The sequence below is a fragment of the Paenibacillus residui genome (genome assembly GCF_042677205.1).
In the GTDB taxonomy this organism is placed as follows: Bacteria; Bacillota; Bacilli; order Paenibacillales; family NBRC-103111; genus Paenibacillus_L; species Paenibacillus_L residui.
In genome coordinates this window covers 224,183-249,481 of sequence record NZ_JBHTIU010000039.1, presented here as the reverse complement: position 1 = coordinate 249,481, position 25,299 = coordinate 224,183, and the positions used below count along the sequence as shown (strand labels likewise).

Genomic DNA, 25,299 nt, shown 5'->3' with positions numbered 1-25,299 from the left:
GATGTTTCAAGATATAACGATAGAACAGCTTTTGGAGCGCCGCCAGTCGGACGAGCTGCTCCTGATCGACGTTCGCTCCCCGAGCGAATTTGAGGAATCTACCATTCCCGGAAGCTTGAACATTCCGATCTTTACGGATGAGGAACGCAAGGAAGTAGGAACCCTTTACAAGCAGGTAAGCATACAGGCTGCCAAAGATAAAGGATTGGAAATCGTATCGCGGAAGCTTCCGGCTTTTATCAAGCAATTTGAGGCGCTGGGTGAGCGTCCGAAGGCCGTATTCTGCTGGCGGGGCGGGATGCGCAGCAAGACGACTGCAACCGTGCTGTCATTAATGGGGATCCGGGCTCAACGGTTGGTTGGCGGGTATAGGGCGTACCGGAGATGGGTCGTTTCTATGCTCGATTCTTTTCAACTAACCTCCAAATGTATTGTTATTCATGGCTATACCGGAACCGGTAAGACGGAAATTTTGCGAGGACTGGCCAATCAGGGCTTCCCTGTGCTGGATTTGGAAGAGCTTGCCGGCCATAGAGGCTCAATCTTCGGCCATATCGGCAAAAAACCGAGCAACCAGAAAAATTTCGAATCCATGCTGATCCAGGAGCTGCTGAAATATAAGGATGCGCCTTATTTGCTGATGGAGGCCGAGAGCAAGAGAATCGGCAAAGTGGTTCTGCCCGATTTCCTGGTGGAGGGAAAGAAGAGGGGCGAGCATTATATGATCGAGCTTCCCTGGGACGTTCGGGTTAGGAACATCCTTAACGATTATAAGCCGGAGGAGCACAAGGAAATGTGCGTGGAAGCTTTCCAACGGATCAAGAACCGCATCCATACGCCGGCTGCGCAGCAGATCGAAAACTGCCTCAAGGAGGAGCGGTACGGCGAAGCCGTCTCCCTGCTTCTAGAATATTATTATGATCCGCGTTATGACCATGCGGGACTGCAATATAACGGTGAAAGCAGAAGTATTCAGGCAGGCTCCGTTCAGGAAGCGACAGACAAGATTGCGGCACTGCTGCGGATGCGTACCGACCGGGCAAATCCGGTTCGGGAGCAGGTAACTAAATAAGCCTAAGCCCCACTTATCACAATTACGGCCCAAAGCCGGAATTTTGTCACCACATAGGAATTCTCAAGTTCTTTTCAGTGTTAATGTGTTGAAGATCGAGGATTCCTATTGGCATAACAAGCTGCCTCCAATACCGGGTTATTCATCTTCGAGAAGCTCCGTTAGGAGCTTTTTTTTATGAAAATTTGAATATTTGCGAAGTTTTTCCTGTTTTGCTGTGTCAAAATGAAATTACTAACTTATAATATTAGTAGTATATGGGCATCAACCCATCGGCGGAAGGAAGGGAGGAGTTCTATTGGCTGCTTGGGAGATTTGCTTGGCGGTCATTACGGCCAGCATCGTTGTTCTTGTCTTTTATTTAGTCCGTACTATTCAAACTGCGAAAAAATCATTGGAGATTACGCAAGAGACATTGCAGAAGGTTCAACAGGAGCTGGCTGAGGTTAGCAAGGAGACAACCCGCCTCCTTAAATCCACTGAAGCGGTAACGAACGATATTCACGAGAAATTGAGGACTCTGGACCCCGTCTGCCGTTCGGTCGGCGAGACCGGAGAAGCCTTGCGACAGGTAACGAATTCCGTCCGTCAGGTTTCAACGGCGGTCGCCACCTCCGCGAATACCGCTCAGAAAGCCATTCAGAGCAGTCGGGTAACCGATTTGATTGAATGGGCCGTATCCGGTGCCCAGCTATGGTCAGCCTGGAAGGAATACAGAGGGTCCAAGAACAAATCCAAATCTTAAGGAGAGTTGATACCATGTCTAACAAAATGAACGGAAAAGATTTTTTGGTGGGAGCCATGGTTGGTAGTGTGATTGGCGCGGTGACGGCTTTGCTGCTGGCTCCGAAATCCGGACGGGAGTTGCGCAAAGATATCGCGGATCAGGCGCAGCAGTTAAGCGACAAAACCCAGAAAATCGCCGGCAATATCGGGCATCAGACCAGTGAATGGTTCGGTAAGGCTAAAGAAGTAGCGGGTACGGTAGTGGAAGAAGTGAAGGCCTGGAAGGAAGCCGGCAAAGAAGTGGCTGTGACCGCTTTGGAAGAGGCGGAAGGGAAAGTGGCGGAAGAACGGGCGAAGCTGGAAGCGGATATGGAGGAGAGCAAGAAAGAATAACGATTGCTAGAAGAAGGGGCCGGCAGGGCCCCTTTTTTAATATAAATGTATAAGTTTTGCATGTTTATTCCGTTCTTAGTCTTAGATTGTGAAGAAACAGAGAATCTGGTAAGCTTGGATTATTCATATGTTTCTATGAGGCTTATGCGGGAGGAAATTACATGAACTGGAGAAAGTTCGTACTCAACAACGGTCTGCATTTGAGCTTTGCGGTCGCGCTGGTAGCGACGATGGGAAGCTTGTATTTATCCGAAATTCTCCGATACGAACCATGCAAGCTTTGCTGGATACAAAGAATTTTCATGTATCCGATGGTAGTTTTGTTTGCTGTCGCCACGGTCAGGAAGGATTATAAAGTGTATACTTATGCTCTGCCGCTAGCGATCGGAGGAGGCCTATTCTCAATCTATCATTATTCCATTCAGAAGATTCCTTTTTTACAAGATTCGGCCGCTTCATGTGGTCTGGTTCCCTGTAATACCGATGCGCTGGATTGGTTCGGCTTCATTACCATTCCGCTGCTTGCTCTTATAGCTTTTATTATCATTGCCGTTCTTCAATGGCTTATCCGTAAAGCTCAATAAAGGCCTGTGAGATATCCGCGCAGCAGGATGATTTTACTAGAGGTCTGCTAGAAGTCACAACCAGAGGTGATTATGATAAAGATCAAGTTTACAGCCTATATAGCCGTACTCGTAACTGCGTCAGCGTTATTGCAGGCCTGTTCCGGAGCAAGCCGTCCCGCTCTGCCGGAGGATACTCCAACAGTTACAGCAAGCCCTTCGCCAAGACCGTCCGAAGCTCCTGCGGAGACGCCTGCTGCTTCACCATCGCCGAGTCCGTCCGTCACGCCGGAAGGAACTCCCGAGCCTTCGGATACACCGGAGCCTGCTCCGACCGAATCGCCGAAGCCTTCTCTCACGCCCGCACCCACCCCGCAGCAGACGGCCAAGCCAGAGCCTTCTCCGGCTCCGGAAGACCCAAGCCGCAAAGCGGTCTCCTGGTACTATATGAAGAAGGGCAAGGGGGAAGTGCCCGGATTTCCGTCTGAAACCAAGCAGTATAAACCGGATCACAGGGTAATCTATGTCGGAACGGGCAAGAAGGTCTATCTTACCTTCGATACGGGCGGACCGCTCGGGGATGTGGATAAGATGCTGCAGACGCTCAAGGACAATGATGTTAAAGCGAATTATTTCCTGGCCGGCTATAATGTGAAGAAGCATCCGGATTTCCTTAAGAGGCTTGTAGAGGATGGGCATTTGGTGGGCAACCATACGATGACTCACAAGGACCTGACCACCCTGACGGATGAGCAGGTGAAGCAGGACCTGGAGGAATATGAACGCATGTATGAGGAAATTACAGGTGAGCCGATTCCGCGCTTCTTTCGGTTCCCTTATGGAAAATATAGCATGCATCTGCTGGATCTAGTTTCCGGGATGGATTATTCCTCGGTATTCTGGTCTACGGCAATGAGAGATTGGGAGCCCAGGGAGAATGGGGCCGAAGATCCGTATAACGACATAATGAATAATCTGCATGACGGCAATATTATTTTGATGCATCAAGGCTCCGAGGAAAATATTGAAGCGCTGGACCGCATTATTAAGGCCATCAAGGAAGAAGGCTACGAATTTGGGCTTCTGACCGATTTTGAGCAGTGAACCGCAGGCCGATAAACCCCTTCCCTTCGGCTGGAACAGGATGATCCCGACAGTGTATTTGAATGCTACAGACAAGGACGCTTTGGAAGTCACTTACATAGTCTATAAGGAAAGCAGCTAGTTATTTTACAGCAAAGGAAGCGTATAAATGTGCAGCGTGCCATAGCTATATTGGATTCCGGGGTGGGGGGATTGACTGTCGTCAAGGAAGTGATGAGACAGCTCCCAAGGGAAAAAATTATTTATTTCGGCGATACGGCCAGAACCCCTTACGGGCCCCGTTCATCCGAGGAAGTCGTAATGTTTACCCGGCAAATCGTTGATTATTTATTGCAATTCGGGCCGAAGATGATTGTCATTGCCTGTAACACAGCTACCGCTGTAGCGCTTCAGGAAGTCCGCAAATCCGTCTCGGTCCCAGTGGTAGGAGTCATACACCCGGGGGCTCGGACCGCGATCAAAACAACACGCACCGGGATAGTCGGCGTCATCGGAACCGAAGGAACGATTCGAAGCGGTGCTTATGAGCAAGCCCTTCAGGAAATTTCCCCGCAGACGGAAGTGTTAAGCTTGGCCTGCCCGACCTTCGTTACACTGGTGGAACGGGGATTGTTCAACGGGGAAGAGGTGCGTAAGGAGATTGGATGCGTTCTGGAGTTGTTCCGTAAGCAGCCTATGGATTGCCTCATTCTCGGATGCACTCACTACCCGTTCCTGGCTGACGTGATAGGAGAGGTCATGGGGCCGGAAGTATCCTTAATCAATTCCGCGGAAGAAACCGCCCGGGAAATAAGCACCATCTTGTCGCACAGCGGACAATTGGCTCTAACGGGTGAGCAGCCTATCCATCAATTTTTTTGCAGTGGGGACCCGAAGCTCTTTCAGAGGATTGCTCAAAGCTGGTTGGAGGAGCAAATTAAAGTCACACCCATTGTATGGCAGGTTTCCCGACTCTATTAATTTAGATTCGGGCATGAAGGATATAATTTTATCATATGTTTAGGGCATAGGCCATCTTCTGTGGAGGTGGGGTTTATGCCCTTTTCTTATGTCGTGCAAAAAGGTGATACGCTGTACCGGATAGGACGAAAATACGCGCTCTCGGTACCGGCTTTGCTGGCGGCCAACCCGCAATTATCGGAGCAGGACTACCTGGTTCCCGGGCAAGTCATCGTGATTCCAGACCGGACAACGAATCAGTACGTTATTCAGGCGGGAGATACCTTCTATTATATTGCCCGCCGGTTTAATATCGAGCTGAATGATCTGCTTGCGGCGAATCCGGGAATCAACCCGCGATATTTGCGCATCGGACAAACTGTTGTACTGCCCCCTGGCCGTGGAATGTCCATTGTGAATACGAATGCGCCTTACGGTTATAGGGAAATGATGGAGGACTTGGAACTGCTGAAACAGAGGTATCCTTTCCTGGAAATCGTTGTGATCGGCTATAGTGTCATGGGAAAACCGATACCGGCCGTTAAAATTGGCGGGGGAACGAGAAGGGTGCACTATAACGGGTCCTTCCATGCCAATGAATGGATCACGACCCTGCTGCTGATGAAGTTTATCGAGGAATACAGCTCGGCATATGCCGCTGGAGGAAGGATCAGGGGGAGGGATGCCGCTGAATTGTACCGGCAGACTTCTCTCTGGATCGTGCCTATGGTTAACCCGGACGGGGTGGAGCTGGTTCAGGAAGGAGTCACCCCTCAGCATCCGTTCTACCGGGAGCTGCTGCAATGGAACGAAGGATCGTACGATTTCTCGGGCTGGAAGGCAAATATTCGCGGCGTGGACTTGAACGACCAGTATCCCGCGTTCTGGGAAGTGGAGAAGGAACGACGGGAAGTCCCCGGACCCGGGCCGAGAGATTATCCCGGAACGGCGCCGCTTACGGAGCCGGAGGCCATCGCTGTTGCCCAATTTACGAGGAATAACGATTTTCGTCTGGTCATCGCCTTCCATACCCAAGGAAGAGAAATCTACTGGAATTACCGCGACCTGGAGCCGCCTGAATCGGAGGGAATCGCCGAGCGGTTCGCACGTGTGAGCGGATACCGGCCGGTCAGGCTGACAGGAAGCGATGCGGGTTATAAAGACTGGTTCATTCTGGAGTTTCGGAGGCCCGGATTTACGGTAGAGGCCGGGCAAGGAACGAATCCGCTGCCCATCAGCCAATTCCCGCAAATCTATAACGATGTGATCGGGATCATGCTGGAAGGGCTTGTCGTGTAAGAGGGGCCGATCAAGGCCGAATGGTCACTTCAGTACCGATTCCGACCAGGCGGGCAAGCTCCAGCACATCCTTATTATGCATTCGGATGCAGCCTTTGGACACCTGCTGCCCAATGGAAGACGGCTGGTTCGTTCCATGAATGCCGTAATGGGGCTTCGACAATCCCAGCCAGAAAGCTCCGTACGGCCCTCCGGGATTCGCTTGCTTATTAATAATCGTGAAATGTCCGACTGGTGTAGCGGAGACGATTTTACCGATACCGACGGGAAATTCCCGGACGACTTGGTCATTCTCCAGCAAGTACAGCTTCCGGTCGGACAAATCAACAATGATGCGATAGGCCGGCACACGATCTCCTCCTTATCCTAATCAAGCAATCCTGTGCTTGTCATCAGTCTATGTTTGGAGGAGTGCCCGGGTGCATGGAATTACAGTTCAAGGGCGTGATATTCTTCGATATATCCACACGAAGCATAGACGCCATGCGGCCAGAAATAAATAGACAAACACAAGAGCAACAGGCGCAAAGGTAGTGAAAGCCGGTTTGTTATATAAAATCCAGCGCAGAGCTAACGCCAGAGGATGGGTAATGATCCACGCGCATGCGGTAACGATGGCCGCTTTGCCGTATCCGGAATAAGCGGTGCGGCGGTAAGCTCCTGTCCATAAAGCGATGACAGGCCATACCAATAGATAGGGCATCGCAACGATGACTACGTCCCAGAGAGACAAGCCCATCCTGTGCTCCAAACCTCCCAGCATTGTAAATAAGAGAAGAACGGCCCAATCTCCTGCCAGAAGCAAGAGAACAGCCGTCCTGGATCTTTTCTGAACGTGCTTCATGGTTTGCTTTCTCCTCTCGGGAGGCTGCCAATAAGACCGGCGAAGGCTCTGAGCGGGCTAAGAATCCGAATCATGAATACCTCCGCCTCGACGCAAGGTGATCAGTGACTTTAGCTTGGCAAACACCTCAACCGCTTTCCCCATTTCTTCCTCCGTCAATTCGCATAGATATTCACGGAACCAGGCACCTCTTGCTTCGCGAATTTGATTGACCGTTTCCCGCCCTTTCTCCGTAATGGAGAAGAGCACGACCCTCCGGTCTTCCTCTGAGCGCTCCCTCGTAATAAATCCCATATTGACCAGCTTGTCGGTCATCCCGGTTACGGCCCCGGAAGTGATTCCTATGTGACTAGCTATATCCGTAGCTTTGCAGTAAGGAATTCTGGATAGAAGAATCAGCAGAAAAATCTGCCCATCCGCCAATTGGACCTTTCCTTTGATTTGTCGGAGCTCGTGTCCGACAAGATGGACGAATTCACCGGCCAAGCCCTCCAATTGGTCCAGCAACTCATTCTTTCTAGAGTTGTGCTTGTCGTTGATCCGATGAGTCATAACTTCACTCCTTAACTGCCCGCTAATAATAAATCGATAAATGACTTGCGCATGGGACGATCCAATACAACCGTCGGAAGAAACGTTACCTCCGCAGCCGAGCTGCCTCACAATTAAAGCCGGTAAAGTACTCGGCTAAATCATAAGGAAATTGCCATATGATGTCAAGTGATAGGATAGAAGCAATAAAGATGTCTAAACATTTCTGAGTATGGCACAATAGACATAGGAAGGAAATCCCGGCCAGGAGGGAAAATTCATGCGCAAGCTTCTGTCTCTAAAGCATTGGTCCCATGTCTTCCGAAAAGTATACCGTCTTCTTGCTGCCTCCCAGGTTCCCCTGAGGGTGAAGCTGCTCTTTCTCATCCCGGTATTGCTGTATTGGGTGCTGCCTGATGTACTCCCATTCATGCCGCTGGATGATATCGCCGTTACTATGCTGGCAGCGAACTGGTTCGCCGACCGAATAGGCAGCAAATATTTGGGCCCGGACAAGACGGAGTAATCATTGCCCTTACTCATATTCTTCTTCGGGGAGACGGATCCAGCTTTTTAAATAGCCCTGCTCATACAAAGCCTTAAGAGTAATAATAAGAATCGGCGACAGAATCAGGCCGGCCACGCCGAACAGAGACAAGGAGATAATCATAAAGGAAAGCATTGTGAAGGCTGATACTCCCAGCGTATCTCCGGTGATCTTGGGCTCCAGCAATTGCCGGACAATAATGACGGTAGCGAACAGGACCGTTAACCAAATCGCCATGGTCGTCTGGCCGACGATAAATAAATAAATGATCCAGGGGATGAAAACGGTCGATACGCCGAGCAGCGGCAGCAGATCAAAAATGGCCATCAACAGCGAAATCGAAAAGGCATTCTTCACTCCAAGCACTAGCAGGGCGGCGAAGATGACGATGAACGTGACCGAAATCATTTTGAGCTGGGCCTTTAAATAGCCGCCGATTCCGAGCAGAACGTTCTCCTTGATGAACTGGAAGGCCTTCTTGAAAGTTTTGGGTGTGTGGGTTTGGGCAAGTCGTTTCCAGTTCTCGCTTTCAATGCTGAGAAAATAGGCCAGAATAATCCCGATCAGGAAATTGACGAGAAAGGTCGAGACGGAAGTCAACCCGGTGAACAGGGCATTTAAGAAGCCGGTAGCTAATTTACCGCCCCTTTCAATAATGGTCGATGAGAATTCCTTGGCTCTCTCTATCCATTCCGGGGAGACGTTGCTCAGCTTCTTCTGCCAGAAGTCCACATTGTTAACGATTTGTTCCTGAAGGATACGTTGATAAACCGGAATTTTCTCTACAAGATTGTAAATTTGGCTCGTGAAGATCGCGCCGAGCCCGGTCAGGATGGCAAGAATGACGAGAATGAACACCAGGGTGGAGATGGTGGAAGCGATCGACTTTTTCACTCCCTTGCGGTGCAGGAATTTGGCCAGCGGTTCAATAATGACATAGATAACCAGAGCGAAAAAGATCGGAGTCGCAATTTTGTACAAATAGCTGAACAGGAGCATGAACAAGTAAATGGTAATGCCTATCAAGGCGATGTCAAAGATGGTTTTGTAGTATTTTCGATAGAACGACTGCATAACTGTGCTTTCACCTCGTTATATTAAGGGTGTTAGATCCGGCAACAAGATACCATAATGTTATCATAGCCGAAAAAATCGATAGTTACCACATGGAAAGACATGATACAATAGCAGTATGGGCAATTAGGTTATAATTTAGTTACAGGCTGAATGAGAGGATGAAAACTATGAAATGTAAAATTACCCGCAATGCGGCTAAAAAAATTTTGCAAGAACTGAACAAGGAAGAGAACAAAGAGCTGAAGCTGAGGGTCCTGGTTACTCACAAGCATGGAGACCATGCCCACTACGGCCTCGATTTGGACAAGCCCGGGGATAATGATGAAATCGTCATGACCGATAAAGAGATTGAGGTGCTGCTGGACCGAAACGAGCCGATGCTGGATGGAGTAAAGATCGATTATTTGTATCTTCCTCAGGAAGGTTTCGTTATTACCAACCCGTCCAAAGGCAACCACGGAGATCACTAGCGCTTTAGGAGGTAGAGCCAGGGATGGCCAGGAATGATATTCGAATATGCGAGAAATGCAGACACACGAAAGTGAAGACGCTTGTCCCCAAGCTGGAGAAGCTTGCACCCGGTACGGAAATTAAAATCGGCTGCAAATCGTACTGCGGCCCGTGTATCCGGAACGCTTTTATTTTTGTCAACGGTCGCTACGTGACCGCTCCGACGGAGGATGAAGCGGTGGAGAAAGCGAAGAAGTACATCAGGACATAAACCGGGAGAGCCTTGCTGCACCCATTGAAAACCGCCCGAATCCGAAAGAATATACTTCCGGACACGGACGGTTTTTATTGATATATAAGAAAGTATAAGTTTTCATCTATACCGGTTCTTATATTTCATCGGTAAACGCGCCCGTCCTAAGGACGGCGATAGCCGTTTATCCTTGATATTTGAGTTTTTATATGAATTCCATGGCAGTTATATGGGGTTAAGTGAAGCCTTCTATCCTATTTTCCGGTGTTTGCCGCTGCAAACTTTACAATATCGGCCAATTTCTACTATAGTTAGAGAAACTAACTTTGGTCAGGAGGGAATTCCCGTGCAACGAATTACACGACTTATGAAATCTTGGATGCCGTTTGTTTTGCTACTGGGTATTATGCTGTTTGTCAGAACGAATGTGGGACAGGCTGCCTACATACCTTCGGAATCCATGCTGCCTACCCTCAATGTGCACGATATTCTAATCATTGACAAGACGGTCAAACCGGACAAGTTACAATTTGGAGACATAGTTGTCTTCTACCCGCCGGAAGAAGCTCAGCTCGACAAAAAGCTCATTAAGCGCCTGATCGGCTTGCCGGGAGACACTATAGAAATAACGGAAGGAAAGCTATATCGCAACGGGGTAAAGGTAGAAGAGAGCTACATTAAGGAATCGATGCAGTATTATTTCGGCCCGGTAACTGTTCCGGATGAGCATTATTTATTCCTGGGCGACAACCGGAATGAGAGTCTGGATTCTCATCTGTGGTCGAACCCGTTTGTGGAGAGCAAACGAATTATAGGCAGGGCGGTTTTCCGGATCTTTCCCTTCGACCAAATCGAATCCATTCATTAGCCGGATTATTGTTGGGGCAGGCCGTGATAACTCCCCGGTGCAAAATTCAACCGGTGTGCTGACGGCGGATAGAAGTATCTATGATCATTATCAGCCTATTTTCAGTAGAAAATAGATTCCTGTCTAACAAAAACTAGTTATAGGTCCAACCCTAAAACAGAGTCAACTCATAAGATAAACCAGTTCTATAGGGAGGTGTCTTCATTGAGTTGTCTCATAGTCCGCAAGAAAAAGTCCGTTAGACTATGTCCGTCGTCAAAGGGAGTTTCCGGCGTTAGTGAAAAAAAGGCTGAAAAATTACGCGAGCTGCGCAAATTACGCGCGGAAATAGCCGCACTCCGCAGACTGCGGAGGCGGCGCGGCCTGCAAGGTCCTCCGGGTCCGCAAGGCCCGCAAGGTCCAATCGGTCCGCAAGGCCCCGCTGGTCCCCAGGGCCCGCAGGGAGTTCCGGGAACCCCGGGAGCACCGAGTACGAACGGTTTGTCGGCCTTTGCCCATTTCTTCAGAACTTCCACTCTTATTGATATCATCGGACCAGGGGCTGCGGTTCCATTCAACAATACAGGAGCTGTCGGAGGAACGGCTATCACACTCGCCACTCCAACCGACATCGTTATCTCTGAACCGGGCAGCTACCGTGTCACCTTCATTGTGAATACCGCGGGAGTATCGTTGTTGGGATCTTTCTCTCTAGAACTGGATGGGGCTCCGGTTCCTTCCCCGGCCGCAGTATTTACTCTGGTTTCCGCAGGACTGCCTGTTTTGGGAGACGTCATTATCAATGTTCCGGCAGGAACCCACATACTTCAGCTTGTGAACACAGGCCTTCTGGGAGTATCCTTGGTAGCGCTGAGTGCGATCAGCGCAAACATCGTCATCGAAAAGCTGACTCCTTAATTCGGAATGAACTCCCACAAGGATTCAAGATTAAGAGAATAATGAAGATTGCTTCGATCATAACTCCACTACTAAGTAGTGGGGTTATTTCTCTTAATTGCAATATATGTTAGAAGGAAGAATTGGTGTCCGCGAAAGTGCGATTTCTTCGAAAATCCACTGCCGCTGAGCGGCCCGTTTAATAGATTCATTCGTCATATTTCCGCGCAACCCAACATATTTTTCATTGGAAGCTTAATTCGTTCCAGCATGAAGGAGGCGGAAGATAGGATGGAAGATATTCTGGCGGCGGATCGTTCAACGGATGTGCTGTTCGAACACCGTTTTTGGCTGCAGGTGTTGGGGGATCATGCGCGCTTCATCTATGATTCCCTTACGGTGGAGGAAGGGAAGGCTCTAGGTGCTGCAAAGTATTTTATCAAGACGTTCGATGAACTGCTTAAGCAAGCCCGATCCAACCTGAATGCGAATGACATCATGAAGCTTAACCAGACAGCTTATTGGAGAGCCTGCGAGCTCCGTGCTTTCAAGTTGAATTTGCTGGAAAGATTGTTGATGAATGATATCCGGTTTCACTTGCCTCCAACCTTCGTCAATCATATGGTTAATGAATTAGAGGAATACCTGCGGATTCTGCAGGCGATTATGACTACCGGGAAAGTCCCCGCTTTCCATCCGGTGCATCTTCATCTGCTTTGGCTTGTGGATGCGGTAGGGCATGCCGAATCGATTCAGAGCTCCCTGGATATGGTGGAAAAACGGTTGATTGCCAAAAGCGGCGCCTTCGCCCATCATTTCTCGGATCTCTACAGCAAAGCGGTAGAGATGGCCGGCTATTTGCGTACCAATTTGCGAAGATTCCCGGCATTAAGCCGATTTAACAAAGAAGTCGAACTGGAGATGACATTGTTCCGCGAGTTTCTTCAGGAATTGGAGAAGATGGACCTCAATGCGGAGCTCCTTGGAACGCTGCAGCCGCTAATGGCGGATCATATGGCGCGGGAGGAATGCTATTATCTGATTAAACTTGCCCAGGTTTCCGATACGAAGTCCCCTGCCTGCGACCCTACGAAACCGAGAGTAGAGTAATCGATAAAATAACCCCGCCCTTCTCCCATATGCTATACTTTTCCTTGAGAGAACAAGCTGTGCAGGACTGGCGGACAGTTCGATAGGAAAGGAATGGCTATGAAAGAAAAAATACTTATTGTGGACGATGAACATGAAATCGTCGATTTTATACGCGATGCGCTTCTGGATGACGGTTATGAGGTCGCGGCCGCTTATAGCGGAGAGCAAGTATTCGAGCAGCTTGCGGCCCGGCCGGATTTGATCATTCTGGATGTGATGATGCCCGGTATGAACGGATGGGAAGTATGTCATGCCATTCGTGGAAGAGTATCGTGCCCGATCCTGTTCCTGAGTGCCCGACATGGCGAGGAGGACCGGATTAGAGGCCTGATGGTCGGCGGGGACGATTATATGGTCAAGCCTTTCAGCATCAAGGAGATGAAAGCCCGCATCAAGGCTCACTTACGCCGTGAGCAAAGAAACCGTACAGACAGGAGCCGCCTCATTCTTCATGACGGCGAGCTGGCCCTCGATACCGAAAGCTATGAGCTGTATATTCGGGACCAGCGGATTTCACTGACCGTTCGTGAATTCGAAATCGTCCAATTCATGCTGATGCACCCCAATCAGGTGTTTTCCCGCGAGCAAATCTATGAAAAAATATGGGGGTTGAATGCGGAGGGAGATTCTTCGACCATTACCGAACATATTAAAAAAATCAGGGCGAAGCTGGCTGATGCCGATCCGGATAGAACTTACATCAGTACCGTATGGGGAATCGGCTATCGGTGGGGGAGAGGCTGATCATGAACAAATTTACGTTCCGCAGCCAATTCACCATTGCCTTGATCCTCACCCTGATATTGAGCATTATCTGTACCGTGGCGGTATGGGGGGGAAGTCTCAAATTTCTTATCCACATGATCAATGTTATGAGTTTGTCGAACAAAAATATCGAGAATTTCCCGGAGGTCGCCCGCGTCGGTTTTGTTATCTTATTTGTACTAGGGAATATGGCGGCCCCCTTCGTATTTATCCTGCTATTCACCATTCTGTTTGCCCGAAGAATAGGTAAGCGGCTGGTCCCTCCGATCGTTCAGCTAATAAACGGAGCCGGCCGAATCCAGAGGAACGAGCTTGATTTCACCTTGTCCGTCATGGGGGGCTCCAAGGAATTAGTGCAGTTGACCGAAGCCTTCGAGGAAATGAGAAGCTCCCTTCATCAATCCCTGTCCGCCCAGTGGAAGATGGAGCAGGAACGCCGGGATATGGTGGCGGCTATTGCGCATGATTTGCGCACCCCCCTGACGATTATACAGGGACACGTGGACAATTTGCTGGAGAATAAAGCTAAGCAGGCTGAACGTCTGGACAGCTACCTGCTGACGATTCGCAAAAATACGGACCGGGCGGTTCGCTTGCTGGACGATATGGGCATCGTCTCGGAAATCGATCAGCCGGATTTTTCTTTGTCGGTTCGTCCGCTGGACGTGGTTGTTTTTTGCCGGGAAAAGGCGGAGGAATACCGGACCATTTGCTCTGCCAAATCATTGCATTTCCAAGCGGAAATACAAGTCGCGGACGGGTGCGACGGTTGGTTCAGAGCTGATGGGCTCCGATTGGAGCAAATGCTGGATAATGTCATCGGCAACAGCATTCGTCTAACTCCGGAAGGAGGGAAGATTGAATGGCGTGTGGAAATCCTCCCGGAATCCGTCGTTCTGGAGGTGAGCGATACCGGCCCGGGCTTCGCCGAGGCCGATCTGCTCCATATGTTCGAGAAGTTTTATCAAGGGGACGCATCCCGTTCCATTCACAAAGGTCATGCGGGGTTAGGATTATATATCGTGAAGACGCTGGCGGAGAAGCACGGAGGGAGTGTATCCGCCGGAAACCGCCCGGGAGAGGGAGCTTATGTGCAAATCCGGATCAGCGCGCAGACGTAATCCCTTTTTTTCGTAACGGTGAAATGGAGAGATAGGTAGCCATCCTCCAGACCCATTCCAGAGGGCCCATCCGGAATTTGCGAAGCCATAGAGCGCTCAGCACCATTTGCAAGAGAAATACGGCTATCGCCAGCAGCGATCCCGCCAATGGCCCTGCCTGCCCGTACAGTCCCAGGCCATAATGGTAAAAAATCAGCGTACAGAGGACGGATTGCAAAATATAATTCGTGAACGCCATACGGCCGACATTGGCCAGCGGTCTTAGCGCTCTTTGCCATGACGGCTTCTGTATAAGAAGCGCGAGTCCTGTAATATAGAACAGGCCGATGGACGGATTACCGATCAAATAGCGGATCACGTCCAGTCTATTGATCCATCCGCCGGCATTCGTTCCGACAGTCTGCTCCAGAACAATGGGGAGGAGTGTGGATACAAACCCGAAGCTTCCTGTCCAGATGCAGATTCGAATAAGGACAGACCGATTGCCCGATAGATTATGAAATAATTTCCTTTTGGCGATATAGGATCCCATCAGAAACAATCCGAGGATTTGCGGATAGAAAGCAATTTGATTCAATGCACTGGCATACCAATCCGACACTCTCTGCCGCTGAATTTCCCCAAAAGTGCCGCCGCCATAAATCGCTTGATCCCTCTCAATCCATTGCAGGACAAGCTGTTTAAATTCCGGGCTTAGCCGGGGGGTGGCTCCGGCGTTCCCTCCGCTAAACAGCATCAGCGCGGGAATCAGCATTAGGAAGCTGACAGACCAGACCAGCAAGGTTTTAGGCTTGCATTTGTGGAACAGCAGCAGAATGAATCCCAACAAGGCGTAATGAACGAGAATATCTCCGAACCAGATAAACCATCCGTGAATAAGTCCGAAGATCAATAACGCCAGCAGTCTCCGCAAATATAACGGGACAAATCTTCTGCCCTTCTCCAAGGCACGGTCTTTAAAAAGAATCATGCCGTATCCGAACAAGAAGGAGAAGATGGCGATGAATTTACCGTCAACCATTATACTAAGGATCGACTTGGCCGCCTGGTTCCAGAAGTCCGGCCAGAGGTTGATCTGGAATTGAATCGCCTGCAGGGAGCTGCTGTAGAACGTCATATTGACCAGCAGGATGCCGAGTATAGCCAATCCTCGGGCGATATCCAGCAGTTGGATTCGTTCGTTGGCTGCAACGGGTTGCATAGAAATCATCCTTCCATATTAATGATTTGCATGCCGGAGAGGGCTCCGGCCGCAAATTCATTGTAAGGACCATTTCTAAAGAATCTATAAAGAAAAGCTTCAATCAGACTTCTTTATAGCGAAAATAGGTCAGGCCGGACAGGAAAAAGAGAACGAACCCGCCGACGATGACGAAGAGCAGCGTTTCCAGCGATACATTGAACGCCCCATACTTGTCCGGGGAGACCGACAGCATCGATAAGACCGGCTGGGCCCACGGATAGTACGGTCCATAGGTTGAGGAATTCACGATAAGCATATTCGGAATCGTGAAAATCACATTGATCGCCAGCGGAGCCGCAAAGCTTGCCCAGGCAGTCGATACGAACATTTGCAAGGCGGCCAGAGGCAGTGTAGCCACCCATCCTGCAAAAATGCCGGGACCTATCAACTCCCAAGGAAAAGCCTCTCCAATCCCGCGCGCATACCCGGCGGCCAGCAGCACGAGAAGATATAAGAGCTGCGTAAGAGCCGGCAGCAGGATCACCACGAAGAATTTGGCCGTATATAGCGTGCCTCGGGACAAGGGAAGGGTGAGAAGCTGCTTCCAGCCGCCGGCAGCGTGCTCGTAACGGCATACGAAGGCGGCAAAGACACCCGTCAATAATGGAAGAAACATAAAAGCATGCAGACTGGCTGTCATCGTAAACAAGTACAGCCAAGGAGGCAGCGTTTCATCTAAAGGAAGTAACAATCCGGTGAAAGCCGATATGGCGGGACTGATAAAAATAAGCAGCCATATGTTCGATTTGCGCATTTTCAGCCATTCCGAGCTAAGCACCTTCAGAAAGGTCCTCATCATTAATTCACATCCCGTCTAGCAAAATGGATTGAACCGAGAAGAAAGATCATCAAGCCGACAGCCAGGCCTGTAATTACCGAATATTCGGGAATATTTGCTTTGTTTTCCAACAGAGGCAGCTTCCACATAAACCAGTCCGGAAAGGAAAAAGCCCACGGGGACAGAATCGCACCCGCTATGCCGAACGTTAACGGAAAGGCTTGATTTTTCATGATTACCGACAACCAAAGCTGCAGAGCCAATATCGGAAAGGCGGCAATAAACGGGTAGAAGCTGATCTTGGCTACATCCAGAATGGGGATATCCATTCCGAATTTCAAAAGCAGGCCGAGCCCGATTGTCCCTATGGCGAGAAGTACGCAGGAAACAAACAGCAGAGCGATACACAGCGTAATTTTGGCGCTAAACACCGAGAACCGTGAAATCGGCAGTGCCAGAAGCTGTTTCCATGAACTCATCTGATGCTCAATGTTGGCAATCATCGAGGCCAAAATCGTCATTCCCAGCAGCAAAGTAACGGGGAGCAGATGTTGTATGTCGGTAAGAAATCCTCCCCAAAGATCGGACGCATGAATTTTGGTCAAGTAATCATAACGCAGGCCGTAATTAGCGGCTTGCAGGGCTATGACCCCGAACGGGCCGAGGAAAATCAGAAACCAGATCGCTTTTCTGCGGATTTTGAGAAAATCGGCCGCCAAGACCCGTCTCATCATAAGCTGTTCCCCTCCCCGACCATTTCGAGGAAAATGTCTTCGAGAGAGCGTTTCTGTTCCTCTACCCGGTATATCGAATGACGGGCAAGCACCAGCAGTTCGACAACCTCGGCCACTTTGCTCTCCGGTATGCTGTCAAGCAGCAGCGCTCCTTCCTGCAATTCGACATGACACCCCGTCGAGGCTATAATCCGCCGTCCGTGCTCCGGATCGGATAGGACTATGCGGATCTTGCTTTTGGTCCGTTTCCGAAGATTGTCGATGCTATCCTCGAACAGCATGGAACCGTTGCGGATAATACCGACCCGATTAGCCATTTGCTCTACTTCGCTCAACAGGTGACTGGACACGAGAACGGTAATCCCGTGTTCTCCCGGCATTTTTTTAATGAGCTCACGGACTTCGAGTATGCCTGCGGGGTCCAGGCCGTTGGTCGGCTCGTCCAGAATAAGAAGCTCCGGGTTACCGAGCAGTGCCGCAGCGATGCCAAGCCGCTGCTTCATCCCTAACGAGAATCCTTTGACCGGACGTTTGGCTTCCTGTTGAAGCCGGACAATGGACAGCACTTCGTCGATCCGTGTCTTCGGTACATCCAGGATCCGGCGTAAGGCCTCCAAATTTTCGTAGGCCGACAAATGCCCGTAGTAAGACGGATATTCGACTAAAGAACCGATTTTACGCAGAATGGACAGCTTTTCCTTGCGCAAGTCCTTGCCGAATATTCTGATGGACCCGTGAGAGGGCTTGATTAATCCAAGCAGCATGCGGATGGTAGTCGTTTTGCCCGCTCCGTTCGGACCGAGGAAGCCGTAGATGTCGCCTTTGTTGATTTTTAGGCTGACCTGGTCTACGGCTTTTTTCGACGGGTAGTGCTTGGACAGGTTATAAGTTTGGATAACGAAATCACTCATTGTGCTCACCTCGACCTTAATCTTAACGGCCGAAGGTTAAAGTCAGGGGGGGCTGTTGTTTAAATTTCGTTTAAAAAAATGAGGTGAACTAACGAAAAGACAAAGGGGGGGAGCCGAAGCGGCTCCGGGAAAAGCCGATATGGAGCGAAGGGTTATATATTCCGTTTGGGATACAGGGAAATAACGGTACCCTCCGATGAACTGGAGACGTCCCAATTCAAGTTCATTTCCTTGACCATGATCGAGACGATCGTCAGGCCGATTCCGGCGCCTTTGTGCCCGGATGCCGCCCTCATTCCGGGGCCTCTATCTGCAATGACGATAGCTGTAGCCCCGTTCCTTACTTCTGCGCGTATACCGACATATTGCCCTATTCCGGCATGTCGGACAACGTTCTGGAGCAGATTATCCAGAATGCGGATGAACCACTGAGGATCGACCATCCATATCGCGGCCTTGTCCGGCAGATCGACTTCCACCTGGATCTGCTCCTTCTCAAAGACCGGATACCAGGATGCTATGGAAGTGCGGGTCAGGCGGATTACGTCGCTTTCTTCCATTTGCAGCGGGTACTTCCCGGCGGACAGGAGGGTGTAGGACATTAGATTTTCAATCAACTGCGCCAAATATTCAGTTTTCTCTTCAATGAGAGCAAGCGATTGTCTGCCGGATTCCGTCAACGTCTCCTTGTGCAAGGAATAGGCATGCCCCCGGATCGTCGTCAGCGGGGTTCGGATGTCATGCGATAAGTTGGCGATGAGCTGCTTGCGCAGTTCTTCTTCCTCCTGTTCCCGCTGCCGGCCGCTCGTTAGTTGTCCGATCATATGATTAAACGAATGCTCCAGTTGGCTGATTTCATCCTTCTTGTCCACTTCAACGGGCCGGGGTATGCCGGCATCGTCAGGGAGGGTCATCGCTTCCTGAAGCCGGATTAGCCGTCTGCGGATTTTGTAGAAGAACAGCCAGGATGCAAACAGGAAGAAGACGAAGATGGAGCATACAATCGCGTACAGAATACGGTTGTCCAGCGTGGCCAGCCATTCTGTTCGCATCAATGAACGCGGAATCTGAATGACCATGAAACCTTGATTCGAGTCCCGGCCGAGCAGTGCGACAACGGTGAACGGATCGGCTTCAATCCCTCTGTTGTCCTTCATGAACCGTATAATCTCCCCCGGCATCCATCGTTTCGGAAGGCCTTCCTGTTCGGGAAGCATCAGCTTCGTCTCGCCCGCGGCATCGACCCAGAACATAGAGGCGAGAGGATATTGCTCCTTCAGTTCTTGCAGCCGCTGACCGATAGCCGCCTCCGACTGCCCGTCAAGCTGTGCGGCTTCGCTATGCCACATTTGCTCGATGGTTTGTCCATTTCCATAAATATTGTCGCGAGAGGACGGTTGGGTAAATAGTTGCGGCGAGTAGTAAAGAAGGCCGGCGAGCGGGACGAGAACCGGCCACATGCACAAGGCGATCAGCACGATCAGCAAATACCGGGCTAACAGAGAATGACGGAATTTCATGATCTTACCCGGTATCCGATGCCCCGAATCGTCTCAATGATTTCCGGGTTGCCGGGATCCCGCTCGATTTTTTCGCGCAGATAGCGAATGTGCACCATTAATGTTTTATCCCCTTCCAGATAGGGCTCCCCCCATACCGCCTCATATATTTGCTCTTTGGTCAGAACTTGATTAGGGTGACGCAGTAAATAGGTGAAGATTTGAAATTGTTTGCCGGTTAGTACGATGTCTCCCCCGGTCTGCGTATCCAGAAACCGGTTTTCTTCCGGATAGATATGGAGATGGCCGAGCTGGAGGAAGGAGGGGGTCATTTTGCCATAACGCCTAAGCAGCACTTCTATTCTAGCGGCCAGCTCATCGGGATGGAACGGCTTGGTTACATAGTCGTCCGCGAACTGCAACCCCTGCAGCTTATCCTCGATCGAGGACCGCGCTGAAATCATCAGGACAGGCGTATCGGGATACTCCTTCTTCAATCTTTGGCCGATGGAGAAGCCATCGAGCCCGGGAAGCATGACATCCAGCAGGACGAGGTCCGTATCCGGCATGTGATTCGCCGCTTGTTCTCCGGAAGTCAGCCAGATCACCCGGAAGCCGCGATCTGTCAAATCATCGCTAACCCACCTGCCGATTTCCTGGTCATCTTCGAGATATAAAACCTGTTTGCTCATCTTCTATCAGGCCCTTTCCATGCATCTGTTAAAATTATAGCATGTTCCGATAACCGGAGCAGCGTAAGCGCCTTGGAGCCGATCCTGTTCAATAAATAATAAGCTCCGCCAGCGAACGTGCAATCAAAAATCCCCGCCTTCCTTAAAGAGGAAAGCGGGGAAAGCTTGAATCTTATTTCTCGGATTGCTTCTGGAGTGCCGCCTTTAACGCATCTCCAAGACTGTTCGACAGGCCTTCGTTATCACTATACTGCTGAATCAGCTTTCGGTTCATTCTGGCGGCCGCCTTGCCTCCGCCGCTATCGCTTAATGATTCTACAATATTGCACGGACGGCACTGGACGTATTTGCCGGCTTTCCCTTCGTGAATCTCCATCTTCTTGTGGCATTGGGGACATCTCTTGTTAACCAGCTTCGGTTCTGCCCCCCGGCGAAATCCGCATTCCCGATTCGGGCAGACGAGCATTTTGCCGCGCTTGGTCTTTCTTTCCTCCATATTTTGTCCGCATTCAGGGCATTTCTTATGGGTTAAATTATGCGGTCTATATTCGATGGTGCTTTGCTTAACCTCACTCACCATCCGAATGGTCTGTTTCCGGATATTTTCCAGGAACCGCTCCATCTGTCCCTGCCCTTTGGCAATTCGCTCCAGCTCAATCTCCCATTGGGCGGTCAATTCGGGAGAACGAAGCTCCTCGGATGCGAGCTCGATCAACTGCCAGCCTTTGCCCGTCGGAACCAGACTGTTTCCTTGGCGCTCAATCGTATCGGTGTTGAGCAGCTTCTCAATAATATCCGCACGGGTGGCCGGCGTACCCAGGTTGTGCTTCTCCATCTGGGTGAGCAGGGTCGCTTCCGTATAACGGGCCGGAGGCTTGGTGAAGCGTCCGGTTTCCTGGCAGCGTTTGACCGTAATCTTACCCTGCGGCTTCAATTCCGGCAGTAGCTGGGAAGAGGGTTCATCGGAAGACGCATCGTTATCGGCATCCTCTTCATTAAAATCGCTTGCCCCGTACACTTCCTTCCATCCGGTCTCCTTCATTTGCTTGCCCGTTGCCCAGAACGTCTCTTTCTCCACCTCGATTTGCACCGTTGTCTGGTCGTAGCGGCACGGAGGGTAGAACAGCGCCAGAAACCGGCGGACGATCAAATCATACAGCTTCCGTTCTTCGTTAGACAGAAGGTTGAGCTGCAGGGGCTGCTCGGTCGGAATGATGGCGTGATGGTCGCTTACCTTGCTGTCATCGACAATCCGCTTCGTCACTTTGAGAGGCTTCTGCAGCAGGGGTCGGGCCAACGGCGCAAATGGGCCTACGGCAACGCTTTGGACCCGGCCTTTCAAGGTAGAGACCATATCCGCAGTGAGGTACCGTGAATCCGTCCGCGGGTAAGTGACCAGCTTATGCTGCTCATACAGGCGCTGCAGGACGCTAGAGGTCTGCTTGGCGGAGAAGCCGTATCGTTTGTTGGCGTCCCGCTGCAATTCCGTCAAATCGTAGGCCAAGGGCTGCGGAATCGTTTTTTCCGTCTTCTTAATCTGAATGATTTGTCCGGTGCGGCCCTGAACCTTGTTGCGGATCGCTTCGGCCTGCGACCGGTCGAAAATTCTCGGCTCTCCCGAACCGGGCTTGCGCCATATGCCCTGGAAGCTTCCAAAATCGGCTTGCACCGTCCAATACTCAACCGGCTGGAACTTGCGAATTTCGTTCTCGCGCTGAATAATGGTGGCCAGTGTCGGAGTTTGCACCCTTCCCGCAGCCAACTGGGCATTATATTTGCTGGTAAGCGCCCGGGTAATATTCAGGCCGATCAGCCAATCGGCTTCGGACCGGCACACAGCCGATTGATATAGTCGGTTGTATTGTGATCCCGGTTTCAACTGGGCGAAGCCTTCCTTGATGGCGCGGTCGGTCTGCGAGGAGATCCACAGCCGTTTAAACGGCTTTTTCCAGCGGATCAATTCCATAATCCAGCGGGCAACGAGCTCTCCTTCTCTTCCGGCGTCGGTAGCGATGACCAGCTCCTTCAGGTCGTTCCTCCGGCTGAGCCTTTCGATAGCTTTGAACTGGTGAGAGGTTTCGCGGATGACCTTCAATTTCATTTTGGATGGAATGATCGGCAGGTCCTCGAGTTTCCAGGTGGAGAACTTCGAATCATAATCCTCCGGCTCCGCTAAGGTGACGAGATGTCCCAAAGCCCAGGTAACAACGTAGTCCGCACCTTCATAATGGGACTTGTGCTTCTGGCGGGCACCGAGCACGCGGGCTATTTCTTTGGCAACGCTTGGCTTTTCGGCAAGTACTAACGTTTTCATCATGGCTCTCCTTAAACGCTTATGTTTCGGCATTTCAGCCTTAACTCTGTCAGCCCATTGTAACAAAAGGAGCGGACTTTGGACAAGGAGGCGTTTCTTCGCTTCGTTCTTTCCGATTTCAGAGACTCAGAGATGGGGAGGCCGGATTTGTGCGCAAATGTCATAGCTAACTCGCTCGCTGAATTCTTCTTCTGTGCCCATTGGACTATTATCCCTTCGGCTCAGAAAATTCCACGCTAAAGGACCTGATACATATACGAGAAAATGAAAGGATTGAGCGTTCTCAGAGAACGATTTCTGACTCAAGGGGATAATAAATCGAAGGGCCGGGAAAAGAACATCCGGTTAGAGAAAACATCCGGTTAGACAAACCCGGAGAAGGATAGAAAGTACGGTTTTGGAGAAAGGGGCATGGACACAAAAACGGCATGACCGCTAAGTAACCCGATCATGCCGTAGTTTGAGCTTCAAATTCTAAGGCGATAAAAACCTCGTTAAAACGCGGTCGTTCACCCACGAAATACTCCAACAGCAGTTTTTCATTGCTGCAGATCGTTCTGCTCCGATGCTGCCTCCTTAGGTTTGCGGGGAGGAAGGGGACCGAAATATTGAAATAAAGTACATTCGATCCGCCCGTTAAACAGCTTGCGGCGTTTGGTCGGGGGCTGCGCCCAGTAATGCTCAAGCTGCTTGGTCGGACTGAGCACGAATGCCGACCAGGTAGGCAACTCATGAAAGACGGAGCCCAACTGTCGAAGTGCTTTTTCCGCTGCGGAGCGATCTCCCAATCTCTCGCCGTATGGAGGATTGGTGATAATGCAGCCGTAATCGCCGTTCGGCCGGATTTTGGCTACGGGAGTGACTTCAAAGCGGAGTTCCTTGCCTACACCTGCGCTTTTGGCCGCGGCTTTAGCCACTTCGATGGCGCTGGGATCGATGTCGGAGCCGGTAATTTGCAGCTCTATGTCATCGCGCACCAGGTCATAAGCTTCTTCCCGTGCCTGCTGCCATATTTGATCCGGCACTGCGGGCCAATGCTCGGATGGGAATGAACGCCGGATTCCCGGAGCGATATTCCAGCCCAACAGCGCCGCTTCGACCGGAATGGTGCCTGAACCGCAGAAGGGATCATACAGCGGTCGTTCCGGGTTCCAACGGCTCAGGAGAAGCATGGCCGCGGCCAAGGTTTCCTTAAGCGGAGCTTCGGTGACCAGCTTCCGGTAACCCCGCTTATGCAGGCTGGGACCCGTAGTATCCAGGGTCAGCGTGGCAATGTCATTCAGAAGCGATACTTCAATAACATATCTTGCGCCGGTCTCTTCGAACCATTCCTTCCGGTAGCGCTGCTTCATTTTCTCAACGATTGCTTTCTTGACAATACCTTGGCAGGCCGGCACGCTGGACAGCTGCGATTTATGGGAGCGGCCCTCGACCGGAAATTCCCCGTTGGCCGGAATCCAGGATGGCCAGTCCAGCGCTTTCGTTCCTTCGAACAGTTCATCGAAAGTAGTCGCCCTGAATTCGCCCATTCGGATCAGAATGCGGTCAGCCGTCCGCAGCCATAGGTTGGTTCGGCATATGGCCAGCTCATCTCCTCGGAAAATGATCCTGCCGTTCTCCACCATCATATCTTCATACCCGAGCTCCTTGAGCTCCCGGGCAACTATAGATTCCAGGCCCATAGGACAAGTTGCGATTAATTCGATCTCATTCACCCCATTTGTACAATCCTGTTTGCCGTATTGTTCTTCCCTATAAAAAACCATACAATACTTAAGTATAGGATAATCTGCCCTGCGTGACAAACACTTCGAGGGACAAGGAGGATGACAGAATATGAGTGCTTTGGATGAAGAAAAATATGCGGAGTCTCTGCTTGGGCCGGACCCGGATTTGGAAAGGGTGCTCGAGAGAATTCGCAAGAAGGATATGCCGGAAGTCTCCATTGCACCGGGGTATGGCAAGCTGCTTACGATACTGGTGAGAATAAGCGGAGCCCAACAAATTCTTGAAATCGGAGCATTGGGAGGATACAGCGGAATATGTCTGGCGCGCGGTTTGGGAGATGATGGGCAGCTGGTTTCACTGGAACTGAAGCCCGAGTATGCGGAACTGGCCCGGTATCATATGGAGGAAGCCGGTTTAGGGGATAAGGTGGAATACCGCATAGGAGAGGCGCTGATTTCTCTGGAGGCACTCGCTGCGGAGGGGAGAACCTTCGACTTTTTCTTCATTGATGCGGACAAAGGAAATTACCCTGCCTATCTGGACTGGGCCATAAAATTGGCCAACCCGGGCGCGATCATCGTAGGAGACAACACTTTCATGCGGGGAAAAACGGTTAATCCCGAAAAACAAGGAAATTCGGTCGTCAATATGAGACAATTTAACGAAAGAATAACCTCGGATGAACGGCTGGAAGGAGTGCTCTTGCCCGCTTATGACGGCTTGGCCATCGCCCGGGTCAAATAGAGGCTAGTGCAGACAATCTTAAAGTAGGAAGCCGCTTCATCTCTATCCGCATACTTAGGAAGCGGCTTTGTTTTAC

At 50.6% G+C, this 25,299-nt stretch carries 28 protein-coding genes; 16 read left to right on the top strand and 12 right to left on the bottom strand.

The features are described from left to right. Position 1 precedes the first annotated feature (1 nt). The 7 genes from mnmH to ACFQ03_RS13125 all read left to right on the top strand — a co-directional run bounded on the left by mnmH (position 2) and on the right by ACFQ03_RS13125 (position 6,096). The gene (gene mnmH, locus ACFQ03_RS13155; RefSeq protein ID WP_379288603.1) at positions 2–1,072 is read left to right on the top strand and encodes a tRNA 2-selenouridine(34) synthase MnmH; all 1,071 of its coding nucleotides are present in this window, start codon (positions 2–4) and stop codon (positions 1,070–1,072) included. 298 nt (positions 1,073–1,370) lie between these two features. Further along, entirely contained in the window at positions 1,371–1,817 is a 447-nt protein-coding gene (locus ACFQ03_RS13150; protein WP_379288601.1) for a DUF948 domain-containing protein, read from the top strand. 14 nt (positions 1,818–1,831) lie between these two features. Then, positions 1,832–2,191, top strand: a complete 360-nt coding sequence (locus tag ACFQ03_RS13145) for a YtxH domain-containing protein (RefSeq protein ID WP_144932044.1) — start codon at positions 1,832–1,834, stop codon at positions 2,189–2,191. A 161-nt stretch (positions 2,192–2,352) separates the two neighbouring features. Then, positions 2,353–2,775 carry a disulfide oxidoreductase gene (locus ACFQ03_RS13140; protein ID WP_144932042.1) on the top strand — a complete coding sequence of 141 codons (423 nt, stop codon included), beginning with the start codon at positions 2,353–2,355 and terminating at the stop codon, positions 2,773–2,775. A 72-nt stretch (positions 2,776–2,847) separates the two neighbouring features. Further along, positions 2,848–3,858 (top strand): polysaccharide deacetylase family protein, encoded by a 1,011-nt coding sequence (locus ACFQ03_RS13135; RefSeq protein ID WP_379288598.1) that lies wholly within the window; start codon positions 2,848–2,850, stop codon positions 3,856–3,858. A gap of 150 nt (positions 3,859–4,008) precedes the next feature. After that, positions 4,009–4,818 (top strand): glutamate racemase, encoded by an 810-nt coding sequence (racE, locus tag ACFQ03_RS13130; protein WP_150959561.1) that lies wholly within the window; start codon positions 4,009–4,011, stop codon positions 4,816–4,818. A gap of 75 nt (positions 4,819–4,893) precedes the next feature. Further along, on the top strand, positions 4,894–6,096 hold the full coding sequence (locus ACFQ03_RS13125) for a M14 family metallopeptidase (protein WP_379288596.1): 1,203 nt from the start codon (positions 4,894–4,896) through the stop codon (positions 6,094–6,096). Between the two features lie 10 nt (positions 6,097–6,106). Here the strand turns inward: ACFQ03_RS13125 and ACFQ03_RS13120 are convergent, their stop codons facing one another. The 3 genes from ACFQ03_RS13120 to ACFQ03_RS13110 form a co-directional block, all read right to left on the bottom strand. Further along, the gene (locus ACFQ03_RS13120; RefSeq protein WP_379288594.1) at positions 6,107–6,445 is read right to left on the bottom strand and encodes a L,D-transpeptidase; all 339 of its coding nucleotides are present in this window, start codon (positions 6,443–6,445) and stop codon (positions 6,107–6,109) included. An 87-nt stretch (positions 6,446–6,532) separates the two neighbouring features. Next, on the bottom strand, positions 6,533–6,940 hold the full coding sequence (locus tag ACFQ03_RS13115; RefSeq protein WP_379288592.1) for a DUF3054 domain-containing protein: 408 nt from the start codon (positions 6,938–6,940) through the stop codon (positions 6,533–6,535). 57 nt (positions 6,941–6,997) lie between these two features. Next, on the bottom strand, positions 6,998–7,492 hold the full coding sequence (locus tag ACFQ03_RS13110) for a MarR family winged helix-turn-helix transcriptional regulator (RefSeq protein ID WP_150959563.1): 495 nt from the start codon (positions 7,490–7,492) through the stop codon (positions 6,998–7,000). A gap of 259 nt (positions 7,493–7,751) precedes the next feature. On the opposite strand from ACFQ03_RS13110, the gene ACFQ03_RS13105 reads away from it, so the two are divergent. After that, positions 7,752–7,997: a hypothetical protein gene (locus ACFQ03_RS13105; protein ID WP_144932028.1), complete on the top strand. Its 246-nt coding sequence runs from the start codon at positions 7,752–7,754 to the stop codon at positions 7,995–7,997. Between the two features lie 9 nt (positions 7,998–8,006). Here ACFQ03_RS13105 and ytvI read toward each other — a convergent pair whose 3' ends face one another. Beyond that, positions 8,007–9,092, bottom strand: a complete 1,086-nt coding sequence (gene ytvI, locus ACFQ03_RS13100) for a sporulation integral membrane protein YtvI (protein WP_379288589.1) — start codon at positions 9,090–9,092, stop codon at positions 8,007–8,009. 170 nt (positions 9,093–9,262) lie between these two features. Between ytvI and ACFQ03_RS13095 the strand changes: the two genes are divergently transcribed. The 7 genes from ACFQ03_RS13095 (at position 9,263) to ACFQ03_RS13065 (ending at position 14,580) form a co-directional block, all read left to right on the top strand. Then, positions 9,263–9,565 carry a HesB/IscA family protein gene (locus tag ACFQ03_RS13095; RefSeq protein WP_379288587.1) on the top strand — a complete coding sequence of 101 codons (303 nt, stop codon included), beginning with the start codon at positions 9,263–9,265 and terminating at the stop codon, positions 9,563–9,565. A 23-nt stretch (positions 9,566–9,588) separates the two neighbouring features. Further along, entirely contained in the window at positions 9,589–9,816 is a 228-nt protein-coding gene (locus ACFQ03_RS13090) for a DUF1450 domain-containing protein (RefSeq protein WP_144932022.1), read from the top strand. Positions 9,817–10,144: 328 nt separating this feature from the next. Next, positions 10,145–10,666, top strand: a complete 522-nt coding sequence (gene lepB, locus ACFQ03_RS13085; protein WP_144932020.1) for a signal peptidase I — start codon at positions 10,145–10,147, stop codon at positions 10,664–10,666. Positions 10,667–10,870: 204 nt separating this feature from the next. Then, a complete protein-coding gene (locus ACFQ03_RS13080) occupies positions 10,871–11,563 on the top strand; it encodes a BclA C-terminal domain-containing protein (RefSeq protein ID WP_191964320.1) in 693 nt (230 codons plus the stop codon). A gap of 270 nt (positions 11,564–11,833) precedes the next feature. Further along, positions 11,834–12,652 carry a DUF2935 domain-containing protein gene (locus tag ACFQ03_RS13075; protein ID WP_150959568.1) on the top strand — a complete coding sequence of 273 codons (819 nt, stop codon included), beginning with the start codon at positions 11,834–11,836 and terminating at the stop codon, positions 12,650–12,652. Between the two features lie 99 nt (positions 12,653–12,751). After that, the gene (locus ACFQ03_RS13070) at positions 12,752–13,438 is read left to right on the top strand and encodes a response regulator transcription factor (protein ID WP_150959569.1); all 687 of its coding nucleotides are present in this window, start codon (positions 12,752–12,754) and stop codon (positions 13,436–13,438) included. Between the two features lie 2 nt (positions 13,439–13,440). Next, positions 13,441–14,580, top strand: a complete 1,140-nt coding sequence (locus ACFQ03_RS13065; protein ID WP_379288584.1) for a sensor histidine kinase — start codon at positions 13,441–13,443, stop codon at positions 14,578–14,580. Here the strand turns inward: ACFQ03_RS13065 and ACFQ03_RS13060 are convergent. The 8 genes from ACFQ03_RS13060 to ACFQ03_RS13025 all read right to left on the bottom strand — a co-directional run bounded on the left by ACFQ03_RS13060 (position 14,564) and on the right by ACFQ03_RS13025 (position 24,466). Further along, positions 14,564–15,781, bottom strand: coding sequence for a DUF418 domain-containing protein (locus ACFQ03_RS13060; RefSeq protein WP_379288582.1), 1,218 nt, complete (start codon positions 15,779–15,781; stop codon positions 14,564–14,566). The genes ACFQ03_RS13065 and ACFQ03_RS13060 overlap by 17 nt on opposite strands. A 103-nt stretch (positions 15,782–15,884) precedes the next feature. Further along, positions 15,885–16,619, bottom strand: coding sequence for an ABC transporter permease (locus ACFQ03_RS13055; RefSeq protein WP_379288709.1), 735 nt, complete (start codon positions 16,617–16,619; stop codon positions 15,885–15,887). Between the two features lie 2 nt (positions 16,620–16,621). Beyond that, the gene (locus ACFQ03_RS13050; RefSeq protein WP_379288580.1) at positions 16,622–17,335 is read right to left on the bottom strand and encodes an ABC transporter permease; all 714 of its coding nucleotides are present in this window, start codon (positions 17,333–17,335) and stop codon (positions 16,622–16,624) included. Then, entirely contained in the window at positions 17,332–18,246 is a 915-nt protein-coding gene (locus tag ACFQ03_RS13045; RefSeq protein WP_144932006.1) for an ABC transporter ATP-binding protein, read from the bottom strand. Before ACFQ03_RS13045 ends, ACFQ03_RS13050 begins: the two co-directional genes overlap by 4 nt. Before the next feature lie 152 nt (positions 18,247–18,398). Beyond that, positions 18,399–19,766 (bottom strand): HAMP domain-containing sensor histidine kinase, encoded by a 1,368-nt coding sequence (locus ACFQ03_RS13040; protein WP_379288578.1) that lies wholly within the window; start codon positions 19,764–19,766, stop codon positions 18,399–18,401. After that, a complete protein-coding gene (locus ACFQ03_RS13035) occupies positions 19,763–20,437 on the bottom strand; it encodes a response regulator transcription factor (RefSeq protein WP_379288576.1) in 675 nt (224 codons plus the stop codon). Before ACFQ03_RS13035 ends, ACFQ03_RS13040 begins: the two co-directional genes overlap by 4 nt. Before the next feature lie 172 nt (positions 20,438–20,609). Continuing rightward, the gene (locus ACFQ03_RS13030; RefSeq protein ID WP_379288574.1) at positions 20,610–22,751 is read right to left on the bottom strand and encodes a DNA topoisomerase III; all 2,142 of its coding nucleotides are present in this window, start codon (positions 22,749–22,751) and stop codon (positions 20,610–20,612) included. A gap of 539 nt (positions 22,752–23,290) precedes the next feature. Beyond that, a complete protein-coding gene (locus tag ACFQ03_RS13025) occupies positions 23,291–24,466 on the bottom strand; it encodes a THUMP domain-containing class I SAM-dependent RNA methyltransferase (RefSeq protein WP_144931998.1) in 1,176 nt (391 codons plus the stop codon). A gap of 121 nt (positions 24,467–24,587) precedes the next feature. Here ACFQ03_RS13025 and ACFQ03_RS13020 point away from each other — a divergent pair, with 121 nt between their 5' ends. Next, positions 24,588–25,223 (top strand): O-methyltransferase, encoded by a 636-nt coding sequence (locus ACFQ03_RS13020; RefSeq protein ID WP_379288571.1) that lies wholly within the window; start codon positions 24,588–24,590, stop codon positions 25,221–25,223. Positions 25,224–25,299: the final 76 nt, after the last annotated feature.

Bases quoted from the DNA above. Each gene is read 5' to 3' on its own strand.
- ACFQ03_RS13055 (WP_379288709.1), bottom strand. From the start codon at position 16,619: ATGAGGACCTTTCTGAAGGTGCTTAGCTCGGAATGGCTGAAAATGCGC.
- ACFQ03_RS13125 (WP_379288596.1), top strand. From the start codon at position 4,894: ATGCCCTTTTCTTATGTCGTGCAAAAAGGTGATACGCTGTACCGGATA.
- ACFQ03_RS13090 (WP_144932022.1), top strand. From the start codon at position 9,589: ATGGCCAGGAATGATATTCGAATATGCGAGAAATGCAGACACACGAAA.
- ACFQ03_RS13075 (WP_150959568.1), top strand. From the start codon at position 11,834: ATGGAAGATATTCTGGCGGCGGATCGTTCAACGGATGTGCTGTTCGAA.
- ACFQ03_RS13030 (WP_379288574.1), bottom strand. From the start codon at position 22,751: ATGAAAACGTTAGTACTTGCCGAAAAGCCAAGCGTTGCCAAAGAAATA.
- ACFQ03_RS13140 (WP_144932042.1), top strand. From the start codon at position 2,353: ATGAACTGGAGAAAGTTCGTACTCAACAACGGTCTGCATTTGAGCTTT.
- ytvI (WP_379288589.1), bottom strand. From the start codon at position 9,092: ATGCAGTCGTTCTATCGAAAATACTACAAAACCATCTTTGACATCGCC.
- ACFQ03_RS13070 (WP_150959569.1), top strand. From the start codon at position 12,752: ATGAAAGAAAAAATACTTATTGTGGACGATGAACATGAAATCGTCGAT.
- ACFQ03_RS13095 (WP_379288587.1), top strand. From the start codon at position 9,263: ATGAAATGTAAAATTACCCGCAATGCGGCTAAAAAAATTTTGCAAGAA.
- ACFQ03_RS13065 (WP_379288584.1), top strand. From the start codon at position 13,441: ATGAACAAATTTACGTTCCGCAGCCAATTCACCATTGCCTTGATCCTC.
- ACFQ03_RS13105 (WP_144932028.1), top strand. From the start codon at position 7,752: ATGCGCAAGCTTCTGTCTCTAAAGCATTGGTCCCATGTCTTCCGAAAA.
- ACFQ03_RS13145 (WP_144932044.1), top strand. From the start codon at position 1,832: ATGTCTAACAAAATGAACGGAAAAGATTTTTTGGTGGGAGCCATGGTT.
- ACFQ03_RS13020 (WP_379288571.1), top strand. From the start codon at position 24,588: ATGAGTGCTTTGGATGAAGAAAAATATGCGGAGTCTCTGCTTGGGCCG.
- ACFQ03_RS13115 (WP_379288592.1), bottom strand. From the start codon at position 6,940: ATGAAGCACGTTCAGAAAAGATCCAGGACGGCTGTTCTCTTGCTTCTG.
- ACFQ03_RS13050 (WP_379288580.1), bottom strand. From the start codon at position 17,335: ATGATGAGACGGGTCTTGGCGGCCGATTTTCTCAAAATCCGCAGAAAA.
- ACFQ03_RS13035 (WP_379288576.1), bottom strand. From the start codon at position 20,437: ATGAGCAAACAGGTTTTATATCTCGAAGATGACCAGGAAATCGGCAGG.
- ACFQ03_RS13060 (WP_379288582.1), bottom strand. From the start codon at position 15,781: ATGCAACCCGTTGCAGCCAACGAACGAATCCAACTGCTGGATATCGCC.
- ACFQ03_RS13040 (WP_379288578.1), bottom strand. From the start codon at position 19,766: ATGAAATTCCGTCATTCTCTGTTAGCCCGGTATTTGCTGATCGTGCTG.
- ACFQ03_RS13045 (WP_144932006.1), bottom strand. From the start codon at position 18,246: ATGAGTGATTTCGTTATCCAAACTTATAACCTGTCCAAGCACTACCCG.
- ACFQ03_RS13135 (WP_379288598.1), top strand. From the start codon at position 2,848: ATGATAAAGATCAAGTTTACAGCCTATATAGCCGTACTCGTAACTGCG.
- ACFQ03_RS13110 (WP_150959563.1), bottom strand. From the start codon at position 7,492: ATGACTCATCGGATCAACGACAAGCACAACTCTAGAAAGAATGAGTTG.
- mnmH (WP_379288603.1), top strand. From the start codon at position 2: ATGTTTCAAGATATAACGATAGAACAGCTTTTGGAGCGCCGCCAGTCG.